Annotated in this window: 25 protein-coding genes; 6 read left to right on the top strand and 19 right to left on the bottom strand. The window is 42.9% G+C overall.

What is annotated here, in order from left to right:
- Nucleotides 1-25: 25 nt before the first annotated feature.
- Nucleotides 26-655 (bottom strand): hypothetical protein, encoded by a 630-nt coding sequence (locus H1A14_RS08730; RefSeq protein WP_194775850.1) that lies wholly within the window; start codon nt 653-655, stop codon nt 26-28.
- 83 nt (nt 656-738) lie between these two features.
- Complete coding sequence (locus tag H1A14_RS08725; RefSeq protein WP_194775849.1) at nt 739-1,269, bottom strand: HEAT repeat domain-containing protein; 531 nt, start codon at nt 1,267-1,269, stop codon at nt 739-741.
- A 90-nt stretch (nt 1,270-1,359) separates the two neighbouring features.
- Between H1A14_RS08725 and H1A14_RS08720 the strand changes: the two genes are divergently transcribed.
- Nucleotides 1,360-2,067, top strand: coding sequence for a hypothetical protein (locus H1A14_RS08720; protein WP_194775848.1), 708 nt, complete (start codon nt 1,360-1,362; stop codon nt 2,065-2,067).
- 263 nt (nt 2,068-2,330) lie between these two features.
- Nucleotides 2,331-2,963 (top strand): hypothetical protein, encoded by a 633-nt coding sequence (locus H1A14_RS08715; RefSeq protein ID WP_194775847.1) that lies wholly within the window; start codon nt 2,331-2,333, stop codon nt 2,961-2,963.
- A 41-nt stretch (nt 2,964-3,004) separates the two neighbouring features.
- Here H1A14_RS08715 and H1A14_RS08710 read toward each other — a convergent pair whose 3' ends face one another.
- From H1A14_RS08710 to H1A14_RS08645, 14 genes are all read right to left on the bottom strand, one after another.
- Nucleotides 3,005-3,439, bottom strand: coding sequence for a hypothetical protein (locus H1A14_RS08710; RefSeq protein ID WP_194775846.1), 435 nt, complete (start codon nt 3,437-3,439; stop codon nt 3,005-3,007).
- Nucleotides 3,440-3,448: 9 nt separating this feature from the next.
- Nucleotides 3,449-4,522, bottom strand: a complete 1,074-nt coding sequence (locus tag H1A14_RS08705) for a 6-bladed beta-propeller (protein ID WP_194775845.1) — start codon at nt 4,520-4,522, stop codon at nt 3,449-3,451.
- Nucleotides 4,523-5,226: 704 nt separating this feature from the next.
- Nucleotides 5,227-5,640 carry a hypothetical protein gene (locus H1A14_RS08700; RefSeq protein ID WP_194775844.1) on the bottom strand — a complete coding sequence of 138 codons (414 nt, stop codon included), beginning with the start codon at nt 5,638-5,640 and terminating at the stop codon, nt 5,227-5,229.
- A gap of 280 nt (nt 5,641-5,920) precedes the next feature.
- Nucleotides 5,921-7,399: a sulfatase family protein gene (locus H1A14_RS08695; RefSeq protein WP_194775843.1), complete on the bottom strand. Its 1,479-nt coding sequence runs from the start codon at nt 7,397-7,399 to the stop codon at nt 5,921-5,923.
- Nucleotides 7,400-7,468: 69 nt separating this feature from the next.
- On the bottom strand, nt 7,469-8,134 hold the full coding sequence (locus H1A14_RS08690; RefSeq protein WP_194775842.1) for an N-acetylmuramoyl-L-alanine amidase: 666 nt from the start codon (nt 8,132-8,134) through the stop codon (nt 7,469-7,471).
- Between the two features lie 62 nt (nt 8,135-8,196).
- Nucleotides 8,197-8,409, bottom strand: coding sequence for a PLDc N-terminal domain-containing protein (locus H1A14_RS08685; protein WP_194775841.1), 213 nt, complete (start codon nt 8,407-8,409; stop codon nt 8,197-8,199).
- A gap of 57 nt (nt 8,410-8,466) precedes the next feature.
- On the bottom strand, nt 8,467-9,036 hold the full coding sequence (locus H1A14_RS08680; RefSeq protein WP_194775840.1) for an NADPH-dependent FMN reductase: 570 nt from the start codon (nt 9,034-9,036) through the stop codon (nt 8,467-8,469).
- A 60-nt stretch (nt 9,037-9,096) separates the two neighbouring features.
- Entirely contained in the window at nt 9,097-9,732 is a 636-nt protein-coding gene (locus tag H1A14_RS08675; protein WP_194775839.1) for a chromophore lyase CpcT/CpeT, read from the bottom strand.
- 51 nt (nt 9,733-9,783) lie between these two features.
- A complete protein-coding gene (locus H1A14_RS08670; RefSeq protein ID WP_194775838.1) occupies nt 9,784-10,743 on the bottom strand; it encodes an aldo/keto reductase in 960 nt (319 codons plus the stop codon).
- Between the two features lie 311 nt (nt 10,744-11,054).
- Nucleotides 11,055-12,002: an aldo/keto reductase gene (locus tag H1A14_RS08665; protein ID WP_194775837.1), complete on the bottom strand. Its 948-nt coding sequence runs from the start codon at nt 12,000-12,002 to the stop codon at nt 11,055-11,057.
- A gap of 1 nt (nt 12,003) precedes the next feature.
- On the bottom strand, nt 12,004-13,386 hold the full coding sequence (locus tag H1A14_RS08660) for an NAD-dependent epimerase/dehydratase family protein (RefSeq protein WP_194775836.1): 1,383 nt from the start codon (nt 13,384-13,386) through the stop codon (nt 12,004-12,006).
- Nucleotides 13,387-14,631, bottom strand: coding sequence for an NAD(P)/FAD-dependent oxidoreductase (locus tag H1A14_RS08655; protein ID WP_194775835.1), 1,245 nt, complete (start codon nt 14,629-14,631; stop codon nt 13,387-13,389).
- Between the two features lie 86 nt (nt 14,632-14,717).
- Nucleotides 14,718-14,918, bottom strand: a complete 201-nt coding sequence (locus tag H1A14_RS08650) for a dodecin family protein (RefSeq protein ID WP_194775834.1) — start codon at nt 14,916-14,918, stop codon at nt 14,718-14,720.
- Nucleotides 14,919-15,206: 288 nt separating this feature from the next.
- Complete coding sequence (locus H1A14_RS08645) at nt 15,207-16,088, bottom strand: bile acid:sodium symporter family protein (protein WP_194775833.1); 882 nt, start codon at nt 16,086-16,088, stop codon at nt 15,207-15,209.
- A 382-nt stretch (nt 16,089-16,470) separates the two neighbouring features.
- Between H1A14_RS08645 and H1A14_RS08640 the strand changes: the two genes are divergently transcribed.
- From H1A14_RS08640 to H1A14_RS08625, 4 genes are read left to right on the top strand one after another with little or no spacing between them, the layout of a single operon-like run.
- Complete coding sequence (locus tag H1A14_RS08640) at nt 16,471-17,643, top strand: alpha/beta hydrolase (protein ID WP_194775832.1); 1,173 nt, start codon at nt 16,471-16,473, stop codon at nt 17,641-17,643.
- Nucleotides 17,640-19,076, top strand: coding sequence for a leucyl aminopeptidase family protein (locus tag H1A14_RS08635; RefSeq protein ID WP_194775831.1), 1,437 nt, complete (start codon nt 17,640-17,642; stop codon nt 19,074-19,076). Before H1A14_RS08640 ends, H1A14_RS08635 begins: the two co-directional genes overlap by 4 nt.
- Nucleotides 19,077-19,080: 4 nt before the next feature.
- Nucleotides 19,081-20,298 (top strand): ATP-grasp domain-containing protein, encoded by a 1,218-nt coding sequence (locus H1A14_RS08630; RefSeq protein ID WP_194775830.1) that lies wholly within the window; start codon nt 19,081-19,083, stop codon nt 20,296-20,298.
- A gap of 5 nt (nt 20,299-20,303) precedes the next feature.
- Nucleotides 20,304-20,591 carry a hypothetical protein gene (locus tag H1A14_RS08625; RefSeq protein ID WP_194775829.1) on the top strand — a complete coding sequence of 96 codons (288 nt, stop codon included), beginning with the start codon at nt 20,304-20,306 and terminating at the stop codon, nt 20,589-20,591.
- An 83-nt stretch (nt 20,592-20,674) separates the two neighbouring features.
- Here the strand turns inward: H1A14_RS08625 and H1A14_RS08620 are convergent, their stop codons facing one another.
- Genes H1A14_RS08620 through H1A14_RS08610 form a run of 3 tightly spaced genes read right to left on the bottom strand, consistent with a single transcriptional unit; the run spans nt 20,675 to nt 25,989 of the window.
- A complete protein-coding gene (locus H1A14_RS08620; protein WP_194775828.1) occupies nt 20,675-21,364 on the bottom strand; it encodes a TrmH family RNA methyltransferase in 690 nt (229 codons plus the stop codon).
- A 36-nt stretch (nt 21,365-21,400) separates the two neighbouring features.
- Nucleotides 21,401-24,043 (bottom strand): DNA gyrase/topoisomerase IV subunit A, encoded by a 2,643-nt coding sequence (locus H1A14_RS08615; RefSeq protein ID WP_194775827.1) that lies wholly within the window; start codon nt 24,041-24,043, stop codon nt 21,401-21,403.
- Nucleotides 24,044-24,081: 38 nt separating this feature from the next.
- Nucleotides 24,082-25,989 carry a DNA topoisomerase IV subunit B gene (locus H1A14_RS08610; protein ID WP_194775826.1) on the bottom strand — a complete coding sequence of 636 codons (1,908 nt, stop codon included), beginning with the start codon at nt 25,987-25,989 and terminating at the stop codon, nt 24,082-24,084.
- Nucleotides 25,990-25,996: the final 7 nt, after the last annotated feature.

Genomic DNA, 25,996 nt, shown 5'->3' with positions numbered 1-25,996 from the left:
GCATTGAAATTTTGCAAGAGATTATTCATCCTTCCTTCAATCCGTTTTCCAATACCTTTGAGAGCTCCAAGAAACTTACGATAGTCGCATCGGTAACTTGCAATTTGCGCAACTGATCAAGATATGCCCTCTTGAGGATAAGAAAGTCCCTTTTTCCAAAAAAATGAGCCAATGCCAGACCTCGATTGGCCTTGTAAGTATAATTCTGATTGACCAGTTTCTCCAAAGGATGCTCATTGAAATATCGTTCCAATACAACAGGATCGGAAAATTCATCCAGCCAGCGAAAGCCTGAGCGAATAAAAAATGCTTCCATGGTAGCCATCACCGATTCCGTTTCTTTGGTGTCATTGACCAGAAACCTACGTGGCAATTCCCCATCGATTTTGTCCAAGGTTTGGATCAGGGTAAGACTGTGGGACTCATAGTCAGACATCGATGGAAGAAATTGGTGAACCAGTTTTTCCACCCGGTCTATGCGGATGCCCAGTTGGTATTCCAGATAACTTGCGGCATTGTATTCCATAAGGTGTACTAAAATCACTTGGATGCCTTCCCCTGTCGTTTTTTGAAATTGATGGTATTTTCCTTGGTATTTGAAACCGAAATCCTCAAAAAAATCAATCAACTGGTTATTGAAATCGGATCTGGTCATGTCATAAAAACGGAGGTCAAAACAAAAGGTTATCGACTGAAATGCCTATCCAAAGAGAAGTCAAAAAGCGTTTTCTCATCACTTTACTCCTCTTCATCAAAAAGCGCCTTCATTTCACCAATCATTTCCTCCACCTCAAGCTTTTTGAGTTCAAAAGCCTCATCTTCCGGGCTGTTGTGCTGGTAATGATTCCAATGCTTTTCCATCTTTCGGATGGTTCTTGGGCTGATGTCAAATTCCACGTGGTCAAGATACTCTTTGGCCAACAGAGAAGATTTGAAGTTGCCGTAGAGATAAATCTTGAAAACATCCACCAATTTTTGGCTCAAATCAAAGCCCTCCAGTGCTTGGACAAACATGCCGTTCTGGTACCTAAGCGATTTGTCATGAATCAGTTCAAGCAGAGGATCAAGGGCATTTTGGTTGTCTTTCATGCTTGAAAGAGCCCTCGCCGCCAACATGGCATTTTCCAGGTCTTCTCCTTTGAGTATGACCAACAATTCATCCAAAACTTCCTCCCCTCCGATCTCTGCCAACTTATCGGCATATCGATAAGCTTCGGATTCATTTTTGTCGCACATTTTTTCAATCAAAGTTGCTATGGGTTGGGCCATTTTTTATTGGATTTTATCCTGTAAAGTTACCCCGTTTTCTACATAAGAAAAATTAAATGGTTTATATTCAATCTGTAAAACTGTAGGAAAATGACAGAACGCTTTTTGAATCCAAGTGAAAGTTTAGCCCTTTTGGAAAAGGTAATCCAAACCGGAATGACCCATGAATTTGATGAGCGCATGAATCGGATTGAATTTTTTCTGGAAAATGAAAAGGTCGCTACCTTCAGGTTGCCCATAACCCTAAGCTATGGAGCAGAATTGCCCCTCAAGCAACATGAACTTATCCAATATGTCCTGGTTTTGATCCGCTCAGGTACCGCGGCTGTAGGTTATTTTGATAACGGTGAAAACATCGATCACAAGGTTTTCAGGGCTTATATGGTCCGGAAGAAGCAAGGCAAAAGCCAGGTGAAATACTTGAAGACCAAAGGCAAATCAAGGGCAGGTTCCAGGGTAAGGTTGGCTGAGACCATGTCCTTCTTTGAAAACATCAATGAACGGTTGAACGATTATTTCCATCAATTCAGAGTGGATAAAATCGGTTTGAGTTGTTCAGAAACTTTGATCCCTTACTTTTTCGGAAGCAAAATCAAGGCTCCATTTGAGAAAAAAGATCCCCGTCTTTTCAGGATTCCCAAACACATTCCCAATCCCACTTACGAACATCTGTTGGAGACCAATCGATTTCTCCGCATGGGTCATTTAAAGTGGCAAAGAGTAGGAAACAGCTTGATTGAGACCCTTTTGAATAGCCCTCCGTCCACAGATATGGTTTCGGAGGAAGATGATTGGTGAGTTTATTTGATTGTTTTATCTCTTTAAATCATCCAATTTTCTTCCCAAATATGAAAAAGTTTTTAACCAAACAAAACTGCCTGGATTGGTTTAAAAAGCCCTTTTCAGTTTTTATTTTATGTAAAAACTTGAACATGATTCAAATTTTTTTTCACAAATTTTAACGAATGCGAAAAATGGAATGCTTTTTGAACCGGGTTCAAAATCCAATAAACGCTTGGGAAAAAGCAATTTTTGGAAAGGCATCTTATTTCAATGCAATCATGAAGACACACACCATCCTCTGCACGGTTTTATGTTTGACCGTCATTTCCACCACTCTCCACGCCCAGCGTTATGGATCTTCCTTTGGCATCCGTTTGGGAAACAACGATTACAGCCGCATGGTTGGTATCACGGCCCAGCAAAGGGTCTTTGACCGGGTTACTCTGGAAGGTATCGTACAATCCGATTTCAAGCTCAACTCTACTGCCCATGTTCTGGTAAAAAAACACGCGCCCATCATTTCTAAAAGGTTCAATTATTATTATGGCGCAGGGATCTCAGCCGGTGTAGAAGAGAGTTACGTCAAAAATCCGGAAACCATGCAGATCAATCAAACCTACGGCAATCCCACCATGGGTGCTGACCTGATGGTTGGAATTGAGATGACGGTACTCAACACCGTGATTTCTCTGGACTACAAACCCAATGTCAACATCGTAGGCAGGGAAGAGTTTTACCGGGGTCAGGTGGGAATATCTGCCAGAACCGTTCTGGTAAAAAGCAAGGAACAGAAAAAGAAGAAAAGGAAAAAAGCCCGCGCCAAAGCCAAGCGAAAAAAGAACGCCAACAGTAAGAACAATGCCAAGCCTTTCTTTGAAAGCATCTCCGATCCCTTCAAGAAAAAACCATAATTGATGTGATCGGTTTTCAATCAACCCACGTGACCACCACTTCAGCTTGGCAACCTGTAAAAGGCTGGAATTCTGAAAAACATCAAATGCTTGGAAAGTAGCCATTCCAGATAGATTTTATCAAAAGTCCGGTACATCATCCCTTTTAATGCAACAGCTTTTACCGGTTCTGTCATTTGGATTTCTTCCAAAAGAAAAACGACTTGGGCATGTTGTCTCACCGCTTTTTGCCGAATGGCATGGCCTGCGTAAGTCTTATTTGAATTATAATAAGAAAGCGGATTGGACCATTTGGACGCGATGGAGTCCATTCTCTGAAGCCCCAAGGTATCTTTGGGCTCAACTGTAAGCAACACCTCCTTCCAGTGTTTGGGAGATTCATTGACTTGGGCCTTCAAAGTCAAACACACAAAAACCATGGCCAATGTCAGTGCTGTTTTTTTTAAAACCAATAGATCCAAATCATTCAAAAACATCGGCTAAGTTTAAATTTTCCCAATCAACAAAATAAAATTGGCCACTTCCTTTTCCGCAGGCACCAATTTTTCTATCCGCTTTCTCTGTTCAGCACTGAGCGCATTGATGTGTTCGGGATTGAGTGCCACGATAAAACGGTTGCCATCCATGGTTCCGGCAAATCTATGGAACAAGGGAACGCCATTGTACGACAATTCACTGAATTGGAATTTGGATCCACCTTCTTTATCAATGATGTTCATGCTGGGAAATCCGGTCTGGAAATCTCCGATTTGATAAAAAACCCAATAATAATCCTCGGTTTCCAAAAGTTGGGGCGTAATCCCCGCAGGATTGGTTTTCATCAAATCAGACAATGCCCTTGTATCGTCCAATGCTTTGAGATCGTCTTTTCCCAGATGATAATCGCCCAGATCCAAGTCAATGACCCCTTGTAAATTCCCATCAGTGTTAAATTTTAAAATTTGATATTCGAGTGGTGAGATGTAAGAAATCAACTTTCCACTATGAGCCATTGTCATATTTGTTGAAAGATTTAATTTCAAATAGAGGCTATCCAATGAAAGGAATTTCTCTGATTCATGGGTAATCAAATCATACCTAAAAATCCTATGCCCCCCACTATAACCTAGATCAAAAAACAACTTATCGGCTTCATCTATCAAAACAAAAGTATGGGAAGAGAGGCCTGGATCCGTTTTGATGGATTGCTTTTCCAGGAATTTTCCATTCAGATCAAAAGTCAAAAACCCCAACTTACTTCTCTCCATCAAAAACAGTTTTTCATGCCGTGCAGAATACTGAAAATCCGACAATGACGCATATTGGTCAGGTCCACTTCCTTTGGACTGGATAAGGTGTTCAAAATTCCCCTTTTCATCAAAGACAAACACCCCACCGGTGGACCATGCATCCAAAACCAGAAACCTGCTCCCTCCTGAGATGATTTTACTGACATGGGGTACCAGTTTTGTTTCATCCAGGTGAACCACTTCATAAGCACTGAACAGATCTTCCAATTCAAAAACCTTTTTTGCAGGTGCAAGGTAAGCAGTGCCATTGAACAAACTTTCTTTAGGCAACTGACAGGAACAAACTAAAGTTGTTATAATAAAAATTAGTACAAAAGAATTTTTCATTTCAATAAATAAAATAATTAGGACAAACCATCTTGATCAAATGATGGCTTGTCACTAGATTTAACTTAATCCCCAAAGCTCGGAGGCGTAATACAAACTGTAATGCATCCTGAACCTAAGGAACAATAACTCTGACATTGATGTAGATCTGGAGCACAAGGAAAATATTCATAATGCTCAACACCTCCATTTGTCCAGTATGAAGTAAAATGAAATACATCATCAGATGCCTGAGTAATCGGAGCGAGAAACAAGATCAAACCTATAAGACTTAAAACTTTTTTCATGTTTAAACTAAATTTAGTAGATATTTTATTATTAGGCTATCTTTTTTCCTTTGATCCAATAAAAAGCGCTTACTTATTGACTTCGTTATGAAACTAAAAAAAATAGATTCAAAATATTTTGATAGTTAAATAGTTAAAAAAATTGTTTATCCGCTTCTTTGCCATTAAATAATTAAAAGTCAAATTGGCTTCGGCAAGTTAGGCCACCATTATTTTTAAGAAGTACCCAAGCTGATCAACAGGAGCAAAATTTGAATTTTCCGTATCATTTTGGAAACATTTATATTCTAAGCAGACGAACAAATTTCTATTTATCCAAGGAGATTGGTCTTGCATTAAAATTACAGCAATTCCCAATGATTACAGGGTGCCGCCAATATTCAAGTTGTTTGACATGAAAATGGCTATTCCTGTCAAGATGGCCACTGGTATCAAAATCGACACATAAGGATTAAATTTTGACCTTTTCACCTCTACCATTTTTTCAAATTCTACAAAATATTCATCTGAGATAGGTTTGGACAACCCCTCGATGTTCTTCAAGGTACCCTTACCCTTAACCCCATCTATGGACAATTCATTTAAGTTTAATACCAGCAGTTTACCATTTTGGGTTTTGATCTGGTATTGTTTGCCTTTCTCAAAATCCATTTGTGAAAAAACATATGCTTCTTTATTTTCTGTATTCTTCAGGATATCTGAGTAAGTAAAACAAGCGCTAAAAAGAGGTAAAAATAAAATCAGCGGCAATATTCTAAACAAATTATGTTTCATGGCATGTGCTTTTTTGATGAAGCAGAAAAACAAATGGAAAACGAATTTTTATCTGACCCGGCAAGCCCAAAAGGATTTGGTTTTACCAAATTTATAAAACCTAAAACTAAAAAATTTGAAATAAAGCGTAATTTATTGGGATAAATTACTAATTAAATTTTTTAAAATTGTAAAAACCAATTTGCTTTAAACTAATTGTCAAGAAATACTCAATCCATATTTAAAACTCAAATGCCCTTCAATGCCTTATATGGTTCAAAAAAATCTCCAATTCACCCAATCAATCTGTTCCTGATTCAACCCTACCCGGTTCCCTCAAATTAGCCCCTTCCCTTTCAGTCAAGGCATCACCCATGTCCTGACGGGCTATTTCAGCCAGTTCATGCATTTTTTTGACGATTTCAGGATGGTCTTCCAGCACACTGACCGATTCGGCAATATCCTCCTGCAAGTCATACAAGGCCATGTCCTGAAAGTCCAACATGTGGTATTCAATGGGCATCCCATCCTCTCTGTAGACTTGTCCGGGTTTGATGGAGCGGTACCGGTGTGGAAAAACAAGCTTCCATCTGTCCATCACCACTGCCTGAAGTTCATTTCGGTTATAGTAAATATAATAAGCCTCCTGAGGGGATACCGCATCGGATTTTCCCTGTAAAATCGGCCAGATGTTTTTTCCATCAATCGGCAATCCTGGCAAATCAGCGCCACAGAGATCAGCCAAAGTAGGCAAAAGATCAATGCTCATGGCCACCCGACTTTGCAGTCCACCTGCCGGAAGTTGGCCGGGCCATTTCATGATGGCGGGAACCCGGACTCCCCCTTCCCAAGAGGTACCTTTGCCCTCCTTGAGCGGGTCGGCGGAACCCGAATGCCCGGAGTAAGAAAGCCATGGGCCATTGTCTGACAGGAAGATTACCAAAGTGTTTTCTGTAAGCCCATTTTTCTCTAAAGCAGCTAAAATTTCCCCCACGGACCAGTCAATTTCCATGATCACATCTCCATATAGTCCCCGATCGGATTTCCCCTTGAACTTATCCGAAACGAATAAAGGAACATGGGGCATAGGATGGGCCAGATACAGGAAAAAGGGGTCATCCTTTTTGCGGTTGATAAAATCCACCGCTCTTTCTGTCAGCCAGGTGGTCAACATGCTTTGGTCCTGATGGAGCGTATCCACCACCTGATATCCTTCATACAAAGGCAAGGGTGGGTAATAGTTTTTGTTTTCGGGATGATTGGGCCACATGTCATTGGAATAGGGTATCCCAAAAAACTCATCAAACCCCTGATGGGTGGGCAAAAAAGGCTTATGATGCCCAAGGTGCCACTTGCCAAAAATGGCTGTGGCATATCCACTTCCTTTCAGCATTTCCGCAAGGGTGGTTTCCTCCGGATTCAACCCATGGGTTGCCCGGTGGTCTAAAGCTCCGTGTATGCCCAGACGATTGGGATAGGTGCCAGTCATCAAAGCTGCCCTGGAAGCGGAACATACAGCCTGTGCCACATAAAAATTGGTGTATATCATCCCCTCATCCGCCATTTTATCCAGGTTAGGCGTTGAAATGTTCGGGGAGCCAAAAACCCCCACATCATTGTAACCTTGGTCATCTGTAAAAATCAAAACCACATTAGGGGTTTTCCGCACTGCCGAGTCGACCAATTTTTCTGACTTGTCTCCACAGGCAATCATCAAAATTATCAAACCAAAAGGCAACACGGTCCCAATAATTTTTCGGTAAATCTCAGATTTAATCATGCTTATCAATGTTACATTATGTGGTCTTACTATGCTTTAAATAGGTTAAAGAATTTTCCTCTTTTCAATCTATGGAGCACCTGCTATATCTAAGTCCTTGATTCGGTTTCTCACTTTTTTCATAAATGCAGTTCCCGGATCGGTTTTCTGGGTCAGATAGTCCGGATCAGTCTCCTTCCAAAGCGGATGTCCAATAAAAGACTGGTATTCGTAGTGACCGATCACATATTGGATGTCATACTTTTTCTTAAGGTAACGGATCAAGGCCACATTGGCTTTGAGCTGTGCCTTGGTGAGCGGTTCTTCATCACTGCCGATATTTTCTACTCCAATCGCACAATGGTTCAGTCCAATCACATGTCGGGCAAAATGGGTTTCCGGCATCAGTTTGAATATGGTCCCATCTCTGTCAATCAAAAACTGGGAGCTGACATTCAAGGCACTGGCGCTCTGTATATTTTCCCTGCTCATAGGAATTCTAGGAGGATCAAATACATGAAAAGTCTGCTCCAATGTTGGAACTACGGTCCAATGGAGTACCACCACCTTTGGGTCGATAGAAATATCATCAGTCACTATGCCGTGCCTTTCCCTGAGGTATTCCAGGCTTAGGGCTTTGCGGTCATCATTGAATGTGATGGGTTTGTCAAAGGTCCTGAAGGTTGCCCGTGAACAGGAAGAAAATATCAGTACACAAACTATGAAAAAGGAAATCGGAAAGCATTTAAAATACATGAACAGGTTAAGTTGAGGTTTTCAGGTCTCAACCAAATTAATGAAAAAATCTGAAAAATGAATCAGTGTCCTGTTCTTCCGATGGTAATAAAGAGGATGGGTCCGAGAATAGGCAGCAACAAAGACCCCAAAAGCCAGAGAAATTTATCTCTCACCTGCAGCCGTTTGTTCATCAAAATCAGGACAAAAGATACCAAGAAGAGCACAAAGGCAATGGAAGATACAGTCTTGAGAATGACCCAAGCCAATTCAGAGGTAAATACGTCAAAGTTCATTTCCGGTGCTGGATTTAATGCACTTCTAAATTAGGCAAGATTCCGAAAAAAGTCCAATTAAAACTTAACTTCCTTGACCACCCCCAGTTTTTCTACCAAGCTGAGGTATTGCTTTTTGAATTTATCAAGGTTACTATTAAAGGCCTCATCAATAAGGTTTCCCTTCTCATCAATCTTTTCCTCCAGTTTAGGAGTGATCAGCATCATAGGGGATGGAATCCCAAACAAAGCCCCAGCCAACAAATACAGTTGTTGAGCAGCACGCATACCCCCCATGGCTCCGGGAGAGGCCGTAGAAAAACCAAAAGTTTTGCCTGAATAGACAGATTTGGGGAAATGGTCCAGTAAATTTTTCAAAGCCGGAGAATAGCTTCCGTTGTACTCAGGGGATACCAAAACAAACCCATGGGTATCCTCCATGATTTCGAAAAGTGGTCGGTATTCTTCCGGGGTTTTTTCCAAGCCGGTAAACACTTTTTGAAGTAAGGGAAGCTTCCATTCCCTCACATCAACCAAGGTTACGTTTAGGTCAGCTTCTTGTTCAAAGGTTTTTTTTAATAGCAGTGCTACTCGGTAGGTCAAACTTGATTCCCTGGGACTTCCGGATATGATGGTGATGTTTGTCATTGCAGTGGGTAAAACATTGGTATGATAAGTAAACCAGATCTATCCCTATATAGTTTAACCTCATTCCGATAACTTGTCAAACCTGTAAGCCCCCTTTTCTGCACCCCATACCTGTTGGTCTCCTTTATCCCAGCCCCTGTCCCAACTCCACAGGTAATCCCGGTGAATGACGACCTCTGAGGTAGCGTATGCTGCTCCCCGCAGCGAACTCAAACAGGTTTTGCCATCGGTGGAACCAATAAAAGTTCCCTCATCGGTAAGATTGAGCAGGATGGCACAACCTTGCCGGTCTATCAATTCATTCAGGTTTATCTTTCCCAAAAGGGAAAGATCTGAACAGGCACCTATATAGTCTTCGGGATTCTGCATTTCATAGACCTTGCTAGTTAACACACCTTCCTCTTCTACAAACACATGATAAATCCTTTGACGGTAAGGCTGGGCAGGTGTGCTTGCTGCGGCTTGCTCCACATAGAGCCAATGGCCTCCCTCATCAGCTGAAAATTCCTTCATACAAAGCGTGATGTGAAAGTAGTCCTGATCTTCCAAAGACTGGGCTTCACTGCTGAAAAAGCCAGTCATGTAAGCGACCAAGGTTTCAAGGGGTTCATGGTCAACATCTGACTCATTGACCTGTGCAAAAAGGGGAAGGTAAGCCCAAAAGATCAGGCCAAGACACAAGCATACTTTTTTCATCTTCATCGGATTGGTTTGAAAACAAAGATAAACCAATCCTTCGATGATGCATCAGGCATCTTCCCAAAGATCACTCAATTGGTAAGGACTGCCCTCAAAAGTGAAAAAACTGCCATCTACAAAGCGATAGGAACTTTCCATGTGGTTGAGCTTTTCCATGTCTGCTGATTCAAGTTCAATTTTCTGAGCGGCAAAATTTTGCTTGATTCTGTCTTGATTGACCGATTTGGGGATCACCACCGTGTCCCGGTGCAAGGCCCAAGCAATCAAAATCTGTGCAGGGCTGACTCCCTGTTTTTCAGCAATGCCTTTGACTACCTCATCTTCCATCAACAAAGGTTCATCATCTTTTTTCATGGAACTAGCCCGATCCGAAGAGCCCAATGGTGAATAAGCAGTGACTTGAATGTCATGCTTTCGGCAGAAGTCAACCAGGGCATGTTGAGGCAACAGAGGATGTAGCTCAATCTGATTCATTTCAGGCACCCTGTTCGCCCCTTTCATGATTTCTTTGAGTTTGAGTGAATTAAAATTAGAGACGCCGATGTGCTTGGTCAGCCCTTGCTCTTGGGCAGCTTCCATCCCTTTCCAGGTGCCTGAAAGAGGTGCTTCCTGATAAGTGAGAAAGCCGTCTTGGGTCCGTGGAAAACCCACCTCCTGCTTGAATGCAATGGGCCAATGGACCAAATAGAGATCCAGATAATCCAATTGAAGGTCACTCAGGGACTGTTCAAGAGCAGGAATCACGGCATCTTCCAGGTGGGCATTGTTCCAAAGCTTGGAGGTGATAAACATGTCCTCTCTTTTGACCAGGTTGTTTTTAAAAGCCGTATACAGGGCCGCCCCTACTTCCTTTTCATTTTGATAAATAGCCGCACAATCGATGTGACGGTACCCTGCCTCTATGGCCCAGATAACAGCCTGGTAGACTTCCCCCGGTTCAGATTTCCAGGTGCCCAAACCGAGTTTTGGCATGGAATCTCCGTTTTTGAATGTGATGTGGTTTTTCATAATGTTGGTTTTTGAATCAAATTTATTTATGTCAACTATCGCACTTTTAACCGTCACTCTGAGAGGAGCTAAGCCTGCCCGCCAAAGGAGGGAGTCTTCATATTTCCGAAGAGATACCTGCCCTAGAAAGGCGGGCTAATCCCGAAAGCTTTTAGAATAAGCATGACATTTTCGGAAATTTGAAAACTGTCCCCCCTTTTACCGTCACCCTGCCTGCCCGCCTGAGGAGGGAGCTTGCCGAAGGGTCTTCTAAAATCCGGAGGGATGTTTGATTACATTTGGCAGCCTCCCTCCATCCCCTTTCAATTAATCTACTCCCACAAATCCTCCTGTTTGTAAGGCCCATCTTCAGGGGTCCAAACATTGCCAGTGGTAAAGCGATATGGACCTTCTAGCTGATCGAGTTTGGCCATGTCCTCTTCATCCAATTGCAAAGACCATGCACCGAAGTTTTCCTTGATCCGCTTGGGATTGGTGGATTTTGGTATCACTGCAAAGCCTTTTTGAATGCCCCAGCGTAAAACGATTTGGGCCGGAGTAGCCTGGTGTTTCTCCGCCAAATCCTTGACTGCCTCAGCTTCCATCAGTACAGGTAAATCCAGCCCTTCCATCTTTATCCTGTAAGCCGCCCCCAAAGGCCCGTACGCTGTCAAAAGAATGCCATTGTCTTTACAAAACCGCGTGAGTTTGTTTTGGGGCAAAAAGGGATGAAGTTCGATCTGATTCAGTTCAGGTTTTGTCTTGGCCTTTTGCAACAGTTCATTGAGATGATTGCTGTTGAAATTCGAAACCCCGATGTGTCTCGCGAGTCCTTTTTGATGAATGGTTTCCAGGGTTTCCCAGGTCTCAATCAAGGGTACCTCTGACAATGGGACAAAATCAGATCCTTTAGTCGGGAATTCCACATCATCCTCCAATACCAAAGGCCAATGGATGAGATAAAGGTCTAAATAATCCAATTGAAGATGCTCTAAGCTGGTTTCAAAGGCGGGCCAAACCTTTTCCTTTTTATGGGCATTGTTCCAAAGCTTGGAAGTGATCCACATCTCTTCCCTTTTGACCAAACCATCCTTGAAGGCTTTGGCTAAAGCTTCCCCTATTTCCTGTTCATTTTTGTAAATATGAGCACAATCAATATGCCGATAGCCAATTTTGATGGCTTCCAGGACCGCATCATGCACTTCACCCTTGTCAGAAAGCCAGGTACCCAATCCAAGGTTGGGCATTGTATCTCCGTTTTCAAATTTTAATGCTTTCATGTTAGTTTTCTTTGAATTTTTCCAAATATTTACCAAACCTTCTCATGACCCACAGATGCACCCTTGCCTGGGTGTTTACATACAAAAGCCACGGCAATCTGGGCACAAATTCATGGATGGCTGTGATGATGTATTCTCCATTGAGTACATCCCTGAATTCCAGCCAGCCATAATCCATCCGTCTTACCAGCCAACCGCCTGTGATGTAAAACAATTGCCTTTTCTTATCACTCCGGTCCTGTATCAGGGTCAATTGCAACATGGGTTTCTTCGTTTGGGAAAGAAAAAAACAAACACTTCCTTTTTCATCCTCTTGGGCACTGACCAAGAACCGAAAAAAAGTGGGCAACCAGATCTTATACCGGTTGGCTACCCAATTTACACTTTTATGTCGGGTGTTGGGTAGCCGCTGAAAACTCCTTACCGTATTTTTTTGTCTTTCCAATGCCTTAAAGCTTGGCAAACGTGGTTTGTCTTTGGTTTCGAGGGCATAACGCACTGATTCCTCGAAATTCATGTAATCAATTTCCGCTTCATCAAAAGCAAGGTCCGGAGATACGGTCATGGTATGTCGAAGACTTTCCACTAGTGGAGAAACAAGCTGAGGTGGGCTTTCCCCGAAGAGTCCCACCCAGAATTTGGAAAAGCCCGGTGAGAAAAAAGGCACTGAAAAAATGACCCGCTTCCGGCCCATTACTTTGGCCGTTTCCTGAAGCATGTTTTTGTAAGTCATCACCTCTGGGCTACCGATCTCTATGGCCTTCCCGTAGGTGTTTTCGTTACCCATACAGATGTCCATGATCTGAAGTGTATCCCTAAGGGAAATGGGTTGGGTATCCGACTCTGTCCATTTGGGGCACATCATGACAGGTAATTTTTGCACCAGATTTTTGACCATGTCAAAGGAACTTCCTCCCGGACCTACAATGATGCTGGCCCTAAGTGTGGTAAGTGCTGCCTTTCCACTTCCCAAGGTCCTTTCCACCTCCCAGCGACTCCTCAGGTGGGTACTGGTGTTTTCTATAGGGGTCTCTTTCGGCAAAATGCCCCCCAAATAAATGATCTGTTTAACCTGATTGGCATCAGCGGCCCTGATAAAGTTGTCTGCCAACAAAAGATCTGTGTCCTCGAAATTACCCTGGTTTAGTCTGGCAGAGGCACTCATAGAATGAACCAGATAGATACAATAATCAACCCCTTTAAGGGCTTCTGTGGTGGAAGTAATCGAATACAACTCCACCTGCCGCCAAGTGACTTCTGGATAGGGATTTTGGTCTACCTCCCTCCTGCTTAGCCCTATAATATGGTATTTCTCACGAAAACGTTCTATAAACCAACGGCCGATATATCCTGTGGCGCCTGCAATGGCTACTGTTTGTTTCATCTAAAGTCTACTGTTCAATATGACGGCCTGAGCAGCTTTTCGGCCAGCTAACATGGCGGCATTGAGCGAACCGTAAAGCAGATAATCTCCTGCCAGATATATGTTGTCCCTAACTCGGGTTTCTGATGGGGCCATGTCATACCGCATTTGATCTACTTTTGGCAAAGCCTTCTCTATGACATAAGTACGTAGGTGCTTAAAATGTTCAGCTTTGATCCCTGATAATACCTCCAGCTCCAAGGTTACTTTGCTTAGGAGGTTGGTTTCCTCCGCTACATCTTTTACAATGGATACAGAAAGCAGCGAATGCTCCTTAGGCGCATAAGCCTTGCTGACATCGGTCATAAAGACCAGGTTGTTGATCAAAAAGGTTTCGTCTGGAATTAGCCCTATGATATTTTCAGCCAAAAAAGATTGATGAAGGCTGAAATAAAGGTTGACCACGTTCTGGAAGCCTCCAAATTCACCCTTTAACTGAGGTAGAATTTTATCCGGCTGACAGGCGATGATCACCTCATCCGCCGGTATGATTTCTCCGTCTTCCAACACCAAGCCACTTGGTTCAATTTTTGAAACTTTGGTGTGAAACCTTAAATGGGAGTTAAGCAGTTTGGATGCCAGTTGCTTGGGGATTTCCTGCATGCCATTTTCAGGTATGGCTGTGGCTCCTTCTGCAAACATTTTGAATACAAATTCAAACATGCGTGATGAGGTTTCAAGCTCATTTTCTAAAAAAATACCTCTAAAAAAAGGTTTGAAAAATAAATTGATGATTTTGTCAGAAAAACCCAGCTGTTTCAAATACAAATTGGTAGGAATGGATGGTGCAGCGAAGATTTCTTCCAGACTTTTCTTTTTTAGCTTTTGGCTTAGCCTAAACATTTTCCATTTGTCTCCAAATGTTCCTACCTTAGAAAAAAGCATGTTAGCGGTCTGCGAAGGGTCACGCAATGGATCGGCTATTTTAAAAATATCTCCAGGTTTAAGGATAATGGCCCCTGACTTAAAATTTTGGAGTTTAAGGGCATCATAGTCCAGGTAGTGTTTGGCCTCCGGATAGGCAGTCAACAAAACCTGAAACCCCCGATCAAACAAAAAGCCATCCTTTTGGTCCGTTCTGATCCTTCCCCCAACTGCATCCGAAGCTTCAATGATAAGCGGAGAGAAACCTGATTTCTCTAATTCCAATGCGGCCACCAGACCGGCAACTCCTGCACCTATGATACATACTTTTTTTTCCTTCATGTGAATTGGGTTTAGGGTGATTTAACAAAAAAAGACCCATGACATTTCTTTTACAAACTGTTCATGGGTCAAAATGTTAAGGCGGTTTAATCGACAACGAATGAGATTTTGGCGTTGACTCCATAGGAGACGATTTTGGTACCCTCTACTTTCGCTTTCATGTTTTCCACATACACCGATTGGATGTTTCGAACTGATTTGGAGGCCTCAGTTACTGCATTTTGGACAGCATCATCAAAACTACTTTCAGAGCTTGCAATGACTTCAATGATTTTTACAATAGACATAATACAAAATTGGATTTAAAATGGAACATTTATTGATCAATGGAGTGTATTAATGCAACTTTTTCCAATCAGCATTAAGTTAATCATTTTTATGGGATTATCCGATTTCCAATGCCTATTTTAATTGGGCTAACTCTTGATTTTTGGGTGAAAGGACTAGGAAAAAAGGGTAATTCTGAAATACTACCAATGGATTTTTTTCTTTTAGAACATAAAAAGAAGCCTGACCCAATTCAATGCAGCAACAGAATCGCTGAAGAAGTTAAATGTGGAAAATTTAGGTGGACGTTACACCACTTTTTCTTGGGTAGTTTTTTTGGACATCTTAAGACCTATGTAGATCACAAACACCGCTGTCATAAACATGATGAGGCTGTATATGGCACTTGGTATGGCCATGGCAGAATTTTTTAATAAGGTGGCCGCAACCAGGATCCCCAAAGTCCCATTTTGTATGCCTGACTCTATGGAAATGGTCAGTCCGTGTTTGGGAGATAACAAAAACAATTTGGCTACCACCAAACCCGTCAACAGAGATAGCACATTGAGCAGGAGCGTAACAGGACCGACCTGAATAAAAAACTCCACTAGATTGGCCCGCTCTTTCAAAATGGCAGCCAAGATGATCAAAGCAAGGAAAATGGCAGAAAATAGCCTTACATGCGGATCAGCCTTCTTGGCAATATCCGGCCGCTTACTTTTGATTATCATTCCTATGGAGACCGGAATGATCGTTATGACAAAAATCTGGGCAATGGTTTGCATCAAAGGAAGGAGGACACTGCCTTCTTCTCCGAAATACCGAATGGAAAAATTGACAATCAACGGGATAGTGGCCACCGTAACCAAAGAAGAAATGGCAGTTAAACTGATAGAGAGTGCGGTATCCCCTTTGGAAAGGTGGGAGATCAAGTTGGAGGTGGCACCACCAGGACAGGCAGCTATGATCATGACGCCTACTGCCAAAGCCCCACTCAAGCCGAAAAGCTTGATCAGTGCAAAACCCAAGATTGGAAGTAAAATCAACTGACAAACCAACCCTAACAATATAGCTTTTGGTTGGTAAAAAATTCGCTTAAAATCATAAATGGTCAGGGACAAGCCCATTCCCATCATGATAAAAGCCAAAGCCAGAGGCAGGAATAGGACGGTCAGAATACTTTCTTCCATAGTATGTTGTGAATAACATTGAGATTGATGTCAATCACCTAAAATAGAAAATTTTCGAAACAATTTGGGTTAGGGGGAAAGAATTTACCTGATTGATTTATATGAAGTAAGAAAACAATGGTATCATGCTCCTGCGAAATTGCAAACTGTAGTTTTCTAATTGGAGTGTTGCTGCTTTCCATGGGTATTCAAGAAGAAAAATCGTTGAAGTCTATAATTTGTCTTTTAACCTCAGTAAAAACAGCGTTGCCTGTGTTCCATTCATTTAATTCAACAAAAGTTTGATATTACGGTTTGAAAATTAAATCGAAAATTGAATTTATTCCCATCCAAAAGTCTAATTTTACCTTTTCACACCAATTTAGAATTGCTTTTGTTTAGCATGGATTTAAGTAAGCAGCGTCCAATATCAGTAGAGAAAGCCCATACTTCGACCAATCCTTTTGTGATCAAACTCCGCACGGAGGACGACGATGACAGACCCGTTTATATTTCAGGCAATTTCAACCAATGGGCCACACAAGACAGGCGTTTTTTGATGCGGAAAATCAAGGAAGGGGTGTACGAATATATGTTTCCCCATGATTTTAAGTTTCCTAAACAGTTGCTTTATAAATTCACCAAAGGGGATTGGTCAGAAGTGGAAATTGACCGGTATGGAAACAAGACAGAAAATCGGGTCTGCGATGATTTTACCCAACCCAAAGAGGAATTGGTGGCACGGTGGAGAAAAAACTGGCTGCCCTTCAGGCCCAGTCAGCTCCCTAAAGTTCATCTCATTTCAGAGGAGTTTGAAATTCCCCAGCTCAACAAAAAAAGAAAAATCTGGGCTTTATTACCTCACGATTACGAAACCTCAGATGAGTTTTATCCGGTTTTGTACCTTCAGGATGCACAGAATCTTTTCAATGAAAATGCTGCTTATGGGAATTGGGAAATTGATAAAAAATTGGCCGTTATGTCTGATTATGGCATTGGTAAGATCATCATCATCGCCATCGAACATGCCGAGAAAGAGCGGTTGCTGGAATACAATGTAGGGAGAACGATACTCGGTCAGGGAGAGGGTAAAAAGTACATCCGTTTTGTCACGGATACCCTAAAACCTTTTGTGGACCGAAATTTCCGGACAAAGTCTGCAAGGGAATATACAGGCATCGGAGGAAGTTCAATGGGAGGTTTGGTCAGTATTTTCAGTGGTGTGATGTATCCTGAAGTGTATGGCAAATTGATGATATTTTCACCTTCATTATGGGTGATTCCCAAGATGAAGCTTTCCTTTTTGGATTTTGTGGATCCCGGAGAAACCAAGGTCTACCTCTATGCAGGTGGTGACGAAAGTGAAACCATGATCAAACACGTCAAAAAATTCAAAAAAAGACTGTTGAAAAGAGAAGCGCTCAAAGATAAAATGGAAGTGAAGCTAAGCATCAATTTGGAGGGCAAGCACAATGAAAGCTATTGGAGCGCAGAGTTCCCAAAAGCGATAGAATGGCTTTTCTTTGACAAAAAATCCGGGAAGACAAAACCTGAAAGCCAAAACAAAAAACCATGACCATCAAATTGACTCAAGATATTGTTCTTTTCAGAGGAATGATCCTTATCCCAATCTTTGACAGTAAATGGGATATTTCAAAAAGCCTGAACATCGCCCTACCCATCCCTGAAATTTTTTCGGGGAAAAAAGATCAGCTTTATTTTGTGCAAGACAGTAACACAGGCAATACGCTGGCATTTTTGGGATTGGGAGATCAGGCCAATTTCAGCATTGTCAAAACTGTATTTAGACGATTGGCTGCGAAACACAGGGAGCTGTTTGGTATGGATTTATTGCTCTTGGCACCTAAAGCCCTTCTCCCCTATTTTTATGAAGCCGCGGTTTCCGGCCTTCTTTTGGGAACCTATCAACTGGGACATTTTAAGGATGGAGGGAATTTAAAACCGCACCCCCTACTTCAAAATACTTTATACCTGGCGGAATCGGATAAATCCTTTTTGATTCAGGCACAAAAAGGAGAAAAATTGGCATTGGCTCAGTTAGAAGCCATGAAAATGGTCGACCTTCCTCCCAATAAGGCAACCCCGGCTTTTTTAAGCCAGTGGGCTTCTGATTGCGGAATGAAGTTTGGAATTGAAGTGGAAGTATTGGGAAGAAAAGCCGCCGAAAAGGAAGGTTTGGCCGCTTTTATCGCCGTGGGCAAAGGAAGTGACAGGGAGCCGCAGTTTATCATCATGAAATACCGCCCCAAAACCAAAAAAGGTAAGCCTAGACACATTGGTTTGGTAGGCAAAGGCGTAACCTTTGACACAGGCGGCCTCAACATCAAAACTGCGGGAATGGTCCACATGAAATGTGACATGGGAGGAGCAGCGGCTGTTTTGGGCGCCATGCAATTGATCGCAGATTTAAAATTCCCACATTCTGTCACCGCCATCATTCCCTGTGTAGAAAATGCCATCGATAGCCATGCTTTCCTACCCAGTGAGGTCATCAACAGCTACAGCGGCAAAACCATAGAAATCATCGATACCGATGCAGAAGGCCGATTGATCCTGGCAGACGGACTCAGCTACCTGATAGACAAGTTCAAACCAGAAACCATTCTTGACTTTGCCACGCTAACCGGAAGCAGCGTAAGTACTTTTGGCTATACCTGCGGGGCCTTGTTCACCAACAATGAACCTCTGAGTAAAACCCTTCAGGAAAGCGGAATGGAAATCGGTGAAAAGGTTTGGCCCCTACCCTTGTGGGATGATTACAGCCCGGACATAGAAAGTGACATTGCGGATGTGAAAAATTACAGCGGAAAACCTTTGGCAGGAGCCATCACCGCTGCCAAATTTCTGGAATTCTTTACCGAAAAGCATGAATCATGGGCACATATGGACATCGCTGGAGTCGCTTTTGGGGATTCTGAATTCGCCAAAACCAAACATGCCACTGGCTTTGGTGTTCATTTAATTGCTAAATTTGTTGAAAACCTCTGATCATATGGCAAATACTTCAAAAACCTTTATCTGTATCTCGAATTACTTTAAGGGAGCTGACTTCCTTATCGCACTTAAAAAATGTGGTAACAAAGTATTTTTGATTACCACCGAAAATTTAAGACACAAGCCTTGGCCATTTGATTACATTGATGAAGCCTTCTATATGCCCGGACTTGATTTGGAATGGAACATGGACCAACTGCTCTATGGTGTGGCTGGATTGATGAAGGGAGAAAAAATTGAAGCCATAGTGGCCTTGGATGATTATGATGTAGAGAAAGCGACTTTCTTGAGGGAAAACCTTCGGATTCCTGGTATGGGTCAAACCACTGGACGGTATTTTCGTGACAAACTTGCCATGCGGATGCGGGCACAGTCAGCAGGAGTAAAAGTACCCGCCTTTTCCTCCCTTTTCAATGATGCTGACATCAACCATTTTGCCGACACTGTTCCGGCACCTTGGGTACTGAAACCAAGGTCAGAGGCTTCTGCGCACGGCATTATCAAGGTGCATGATAAGGATGCACTGTGGCACAATATCCATGAACTCGGGGACAACAGGATAAAATACCTGGTGGAGCAATTCAAACCCGGAGCGGTTTATCATGCTGATGGCTTAAATCTAGAAGGTAAGACCTTGTTTTGTACGGTATCCAAATACCTGGCTACTCCAATGGAAATCTCCCAAGGAGGCGGCATCTTCAGAAGTGCCAATCTGGATTATCAATCTGAGGACAGCAAAGCCATCAAAAAAGCCAACACCGAGGTAATGAAGGCATTTGGGATGAAAAGCGGAGCTACCCATACCGAATTTATCAAATGTGATGATGATGGGGAGATATATTTTTTAGAGACCTCATCGCGAGTAGGCGGCGCCCACTTGGCAGAAATGGTGGAAGCTGCAACAAATATCAACCTTTGGGCGGAATGGGCCAAAATTGAAGATGCACTTGCCAAAGGTTACACCTACAAGTTACCCAAATCCACCAAAGGCTATGCAGGGATCGTGCTTACACTTTCCAAATTTGAAAAACCTGATCTGAGTGGGTTCAATGATCCTGAAGTCTGCTTCCGGGTACCCTTGGATTATCATGCCGGTATGATCGTCAAGTCCAAGACTCGAAAAAAAGTTTTGGAGCTCCTGGACGATTATGCAGAAAGGCTGTCCCGTGATTTCTCCACCGTGGCCGAAATGGAAAAGGTGAAGAAATTTCATTAGTCCATTTGAACTTGATTTACCGGGTTTTGGGACGGAAATGGGGAGTTGGGAGTTGGGAGTTGGAGGTTGGAAGTGGGAAGTTGGGAGTTGGAAGTGGGAAGTGGGGAGTTGGGAGTTGGGAGTGGGAGGTTGGAAGTTGGGAGTGGGAAGTTGGGAGTTCGAGGTCCGAAGTTGGGAGTTGGAAGTTTGAAGTTCCGGACATTTCAGTTTGGTGTGAGACAAAACCTATCTCAAAAAAATCTGTGGAAATCCGTGTGATCTGTGAACCAAAACCTATCCCGAAAAATCCGTGAAAATCCGTGTATTCTGTGAGAAATAAAAACCTCAAAAATTCTGTGAAAATTAGTGTAATCTGTGAGATCCAATTGAAATCACATTAACCCTTTTTCTTATAAAACTCCTTTTCGTGGAGCTCCACCTGTTTGACAATACTCCGGTACCATTTATGCCGGATCACTTGTTTTTCTTCCTCAGTGAGGTAAAAATGCTTCGGGTCCAAGGCCTTGGCTTTTTTCAGCAGATCAAACAAAAAGATGGAGGCGGAAACAGAAAGATTAAAGCTGTCCGAAAACCCATACATAGGAATATGCACCAGACCATCTACTTTGGAAATGACCTCTTCACTGACCCCTTCATGTTCATTGCCAAATACCAAAGCTGTTTTTTGGTGGGGTTGCAGCTCGTGAATAGATAGGCTTCCTGATTGGGGTGAAGTAGCATAGACTTTGTAACCCTCCCCGTGAAGGTGGTCAATGCAAACTTCCACAGGATTATCCGAATCCTCCCCTTGGGTGTATTTGTAAATATCAACCCATTGGGCGGCCCCACGGGTGACATAGGGATTTATTTTGTAGGAATTTTCCCGCTCGATGATATGGACATCCTGAATGCCAAAGCAGTCCGCCGTTCGGATTACCGCAGAGGCATTGTGCGGTTTGTAGATATTTTCCAGAACCAGCGTAAGGTATCTCGTCCTTTTATCCAAAAGCTCCTCTATCCGCCTTTTTTTGTGCGCAGTAATAAAGTCACTCAAATAGTTTGAGAATTCCTCCTCCATTTGATTCATGGCTTTAAAGATCAAAAATGCCTTTTCCTTTAAACCTTAGAAAAGACCAAGTTGGTCATCATCCTCCTTTTTGATTTTGAAATCTATGGTAGCGCCTATTTCCAGGTCTTCAGCATCATCCGATGCGGTATCCAAATTTTCAGCCTCATCTGTTGCTGGACTTTTTTCCTCTGATGCCGATTTGGTCTCTACCAAGCTGATGGATTTGATTTCGTGCGAAGAAAGCTTATTGCCCAAAGCTTTCCAGCCCTTGACATCGATCAGCATATCCAAATCATATTCTACCTCTTCTTCCGTTTTATTTTTCAGCAACAACAATTTTACCTGTGGTTGCTTTTCTGTAGAAACAAATTTCAGATAGGACTGCTTGTGGTCGGAAATGAAGTTGAAATTTTTGTTCAAAGTGGAGGTTTCTATGTTGAAACGCTTGACATAAAAGGTTTTACTGCCACCGTCATAATAAACCGCAGAAATCACTTTTTCCGGATCAAATTTTTCCAAAAGCACCACTTCTTTGGATTCATAACGGTTGGTCAGTTCAAAGGTGGTGAGCTCATAGGAACCTTCTTTATAAAAAACGACGATTTTGTCATCCCCAAGGAAATTCCCTATCCGTTGGCCTCTTTGATCTGTGTTTAACCTTCCGATATGTTCATCATAAAAGATATCAATGCCTCCTAAAGTAGAAACACCCTCCATCTTGAGCTGGATTTTTCTGACCGGATACCTGGTCAATATGTTGCCTCCTGCACCCCTTCCCTTGATCTCAATGGTGCTGAATTCAAAATCAAATACCTTGATTCGGGCTTTGGCTCCCTGCGTAAGAAAAACAGTCACAATTTCAGCTTCTCCATTGGGATTGGCAGTGAAATACAGGACCTTGCTGCCTTTGGTACCCTTGGTCAGGTCGTACTCTCTGTCCCGGGTAACACTAAGAACCTGGAAACGCTTGACCATGGCCCTACCCGATTTGCCATCGAGGTAGATCAGGTTGTACACCATCCGTTCATCCCCTTTACGGTATACCGCTACATGGATGATGTCTTTACCGACAAAGCCCTTTTCCTGAATACGGCTGACGATGCAGACCCCATCTTTCCGAAAAACGATGATGTCATCTAAATCAGAGCAATCACAAACAAACTCATCTTTCTTAAGTCCGTAACCGATAAAGCCATCCGTCCGGTTGACATAGAGTTTGGCGTTGTTGGCTGCCACCACATTTGCCGCAATGGTGTCAAAGGTTCTAATTTCCGTTTTTCTCTCCCTTCCCTTCCCGTATTTATCCATCAGGTTGGTAAAAAACTTGATGGCGTAATCTGTTAGGTGTTTAAGATTGTAATTGACTTGTTTAAGTTCTTCCTGAAGCTTTTTCATCAATTCGTCCGCCTTGAAGGCATCGAATTTGGAGATCCGCTTGATTTTTATTTCCGTCAGCCTGACAATATCCTCTGTAGTGATTTCTCTATAAAATTCAGGTTTGAAAGGTGTCAAACCCAAGTCGATGGTCTCTATAACCGCATCCCAGGTTTCACATTCCTCGATATCCCTATAAATCCTGTTTTCAATGAATATTTTTTCCAAAGACGAGAAAAGCAGTTTTTCCATCAATTCCGCTTTGCGGATTTCCAGTTCCTGCTTTAGCAGCTTTTTGGTCTGCTTGGTATTGTAAGCCAGGATATCATTGACGGTAAGAAATACCGGCTTGTCCTGAATGATTACACAGGCATTGGGGGATATGCTGACTTCACAATCCGTGAAAGCATAAAGGGCATCAATGGTCATATCAGGGGACTGTCCCGGTGCCAATTGGATCTGAATCTCCACATCCTTGGCGGTATTATCGACCACTTTTTTGATCTTGATTTTGCCCTTGTCATTGGCTTTGATGATAGAATCAATCAAAGAATTGGTGGTCGTACCAAATGGTATATCCTTGATTAACAAGGTTTTGCTATCCTCCTCTTCAATTTTTGCTCTCACCTTAATCCTACCGCCTCGGAGACCTTCATTGTATTCAGTAAAGTCGGCCATTCCCCCGGTGGGAAAATCAGGCAATATGTTACTTTTGTTGCCTTGCAATATTTCAATTGAAGCTTCAATCAGTTCGCAGAAGTTGTGGGGCAAAATCTTGGTGGACAAACCTACCGCGATTCCTTCTACCCCTTGGGCAAGAAGCAATGGGAACTTGACCGGTAAGGTGACGGGTTCCTTTTTACGGCCATCGTAAGACAGCTGCCATTCCGTGGTTTGAGGGTTAAATCCTACCTCTAAGGCAAATTTTGATAAACGGGCTTCAATGTATCTGGCCGCGGCTGCTCCATCTCCCGTACGGATATCTCCCCAGTTTCCCTGGGTTTCGATCAAAAGTTCCTTTTGGCCCAAGTTGACAATTGCATCCCCAATCGAGGCATCACCATGGGGGTGATACTGCATGGATTGTCCGATGATGTTGGCCACTTTGTTGAAACGACCGTCATCCATCTCTTTCATCGCATGTAGAATCCTGCGCTGAACAGGCTTGAATCCATCCTCGATGGCTGGTACCGCCCTTTCTAAAATCACATAAGAAGCATAATCCAAAAACCAGTCCTTGTACATGCCTGTAACAGGTATGGATTCATGGAGACTGTCTTCCTTATCTTCAGGGTTATTGTTGTTGTTGTTTTCTTCGCTCATTGTTCATTCAAGTTTCCTACCACCGATGGTCAGTGCCGTTAAGCTGCTTCACTTTCCTGGGGCTCCTTGTCCGCCACCTTTTCTTCGGGATCTTCGTGGACGATGTCTTTTTCGATTTTCAGGTTACCGATGATGAAATTTTGTCTGTCAGGGGTGTTTTTGCCCATATAAAAGGACAAAAGATCCGCTATCTTGGTGTCTTTTCGCAGAATGATCGGCTCCAGTCGGATGTCTTCACCGATAAAAGTGCCAAATTCATCCGGGGATATTTCTCCCAATCCTTTGAACCTGGTGATTTCCGGTTTGCTACCCAGCTTGTGTATGGCCCTTTGTCTTTCTTCATCTGAATAGCAATAAATGGTTTCCTTCTTGTTCCGAACCCGGAAAAGCGGGGTATCCAAGATATACAGGTGACCGTTTTTCACCAAATCCGGAAAAAACTGCAAGAAATAGGTCATGATGAGCAACCGGATGTGCATGCCGTCCACATCGGCATCCGTGGCTATCACGATTTTCCGGTAACGCAGATTCTCGATGCCATCTTCTATGTTCAAAGCATGCTGTAACAGGTTAAATTCCTCGTTTTCATACACCACCTTCTTGGTCATGCTGTAACAGTTGAGCGGCTTACCCCTGAGGGAAAAAACGGCCTGGGTCTGTACATTTCGGGACTTGGTGATGGAACCGGAGGCAGAATCCCCTTCCGTGATAAAGAGCATGGTTTCATTCTTTAATTCCATGTCCGCTTTGGGATCATCATAATGAATGCGACAGTCCCTGAGTTTCTTGTTGTGCAGATTGGCCTTTTTCGCTCGTTCGTTGGCCAGTTTTTTGATTCCCGAAATTTCTTTGCGCTCTCTTTCAGATTGAAGGATGCGCTTGAGCAGAGCATCGGCAGCACTTGGATTTTTATGGAGGTAATTGTCGAGTTCCGTTTTGATGAAATCATTGACAAAAGTCCGGAGGGTGGGCCCATCAGGGCCTATGCTTTGCGAACCGAGCTTGGTTTTGGTCTGGGATTCGAACACCGGTTCCTGCACCCGTACGGCAATGGCGGCGACGATGCTTTGGCGAATGTCTGAGGCATCATAGTCTTTCTTGTAAAATTCCCTGATCGCTTTGACAATGGCCTCCCTGAATGCCGCAAGGTGGGTGCCCCCTTGGGTGGTGAATTGACCGTTGACAAAAGAGTAATATTCTTCGCCGTACTGGTTGGAATGGGTAAGGGCTACTTCTATGTCGTTGCCTTTCAGATGTATGATGGGATACCGTTGGCTTTCCTCATCCACTTTCCTATCCAAAAGATCCCAAAGCCCCCTTTCGGAAAAGAATTTTTTCCCATTGTAATTAATGGTCAGCCCGGCATTGAGAAAAGCATAATTCCAGATCTGGTTTTCCAGATATTCAGGAATAAAATGGTAATTTTTAAATACTGTGGGATCCGGAGAAAAAACGATTTTGGTCCCGTTCCTGTCCGAGGATTTCTCTACCGCTTTATCTTGAACCAACATTCCTTTCTGGAATTCGGCCACTTTGGTCTGCCCATCCCGATAGGACTGTACTCTAAAGGATTCAGAAAGCGCATTTACGGCCTTGGTACCTACTCCATTGAGTCCCACTGATTTTTGAAAAGCCCCGGAGTCATACTTACCTCCGGTGTTGATTTTGGATACACAATCGATCACTTTTCCCAATGGGATGCCCCGGCCGTAATCCCTTACCTCTACTTTATGTTCACTGATTTTGATGTCTATGGTCCTGCCATATCCCATCATGTGTTCATCAATGCTGTTGTCCAGAATCTCTTTCACCAACACATATATCCCGTCATCCTGTGCACTACCATCCCCTAATTTCCCGATGTACATCCCAGGTCTGAGCCTGATATGTTCCCGCCAATCCAGTGATTTGATACTGTCCTCGTCATACTGCACACTTTTTGCCATTGAATCT

Source organism: Pararhodonellum marinum (assembly GCF_015354735.1).
Lineage (GTDB): Bacteria > Bacteroidota > Bacteroidia > Cytophagales > Cyclobacteriaceae > Pararhodonellum > Pararhodonellum marinum.
This window is presented reverse-complemented; position numbering and strand designations above follow the sequence as displayed.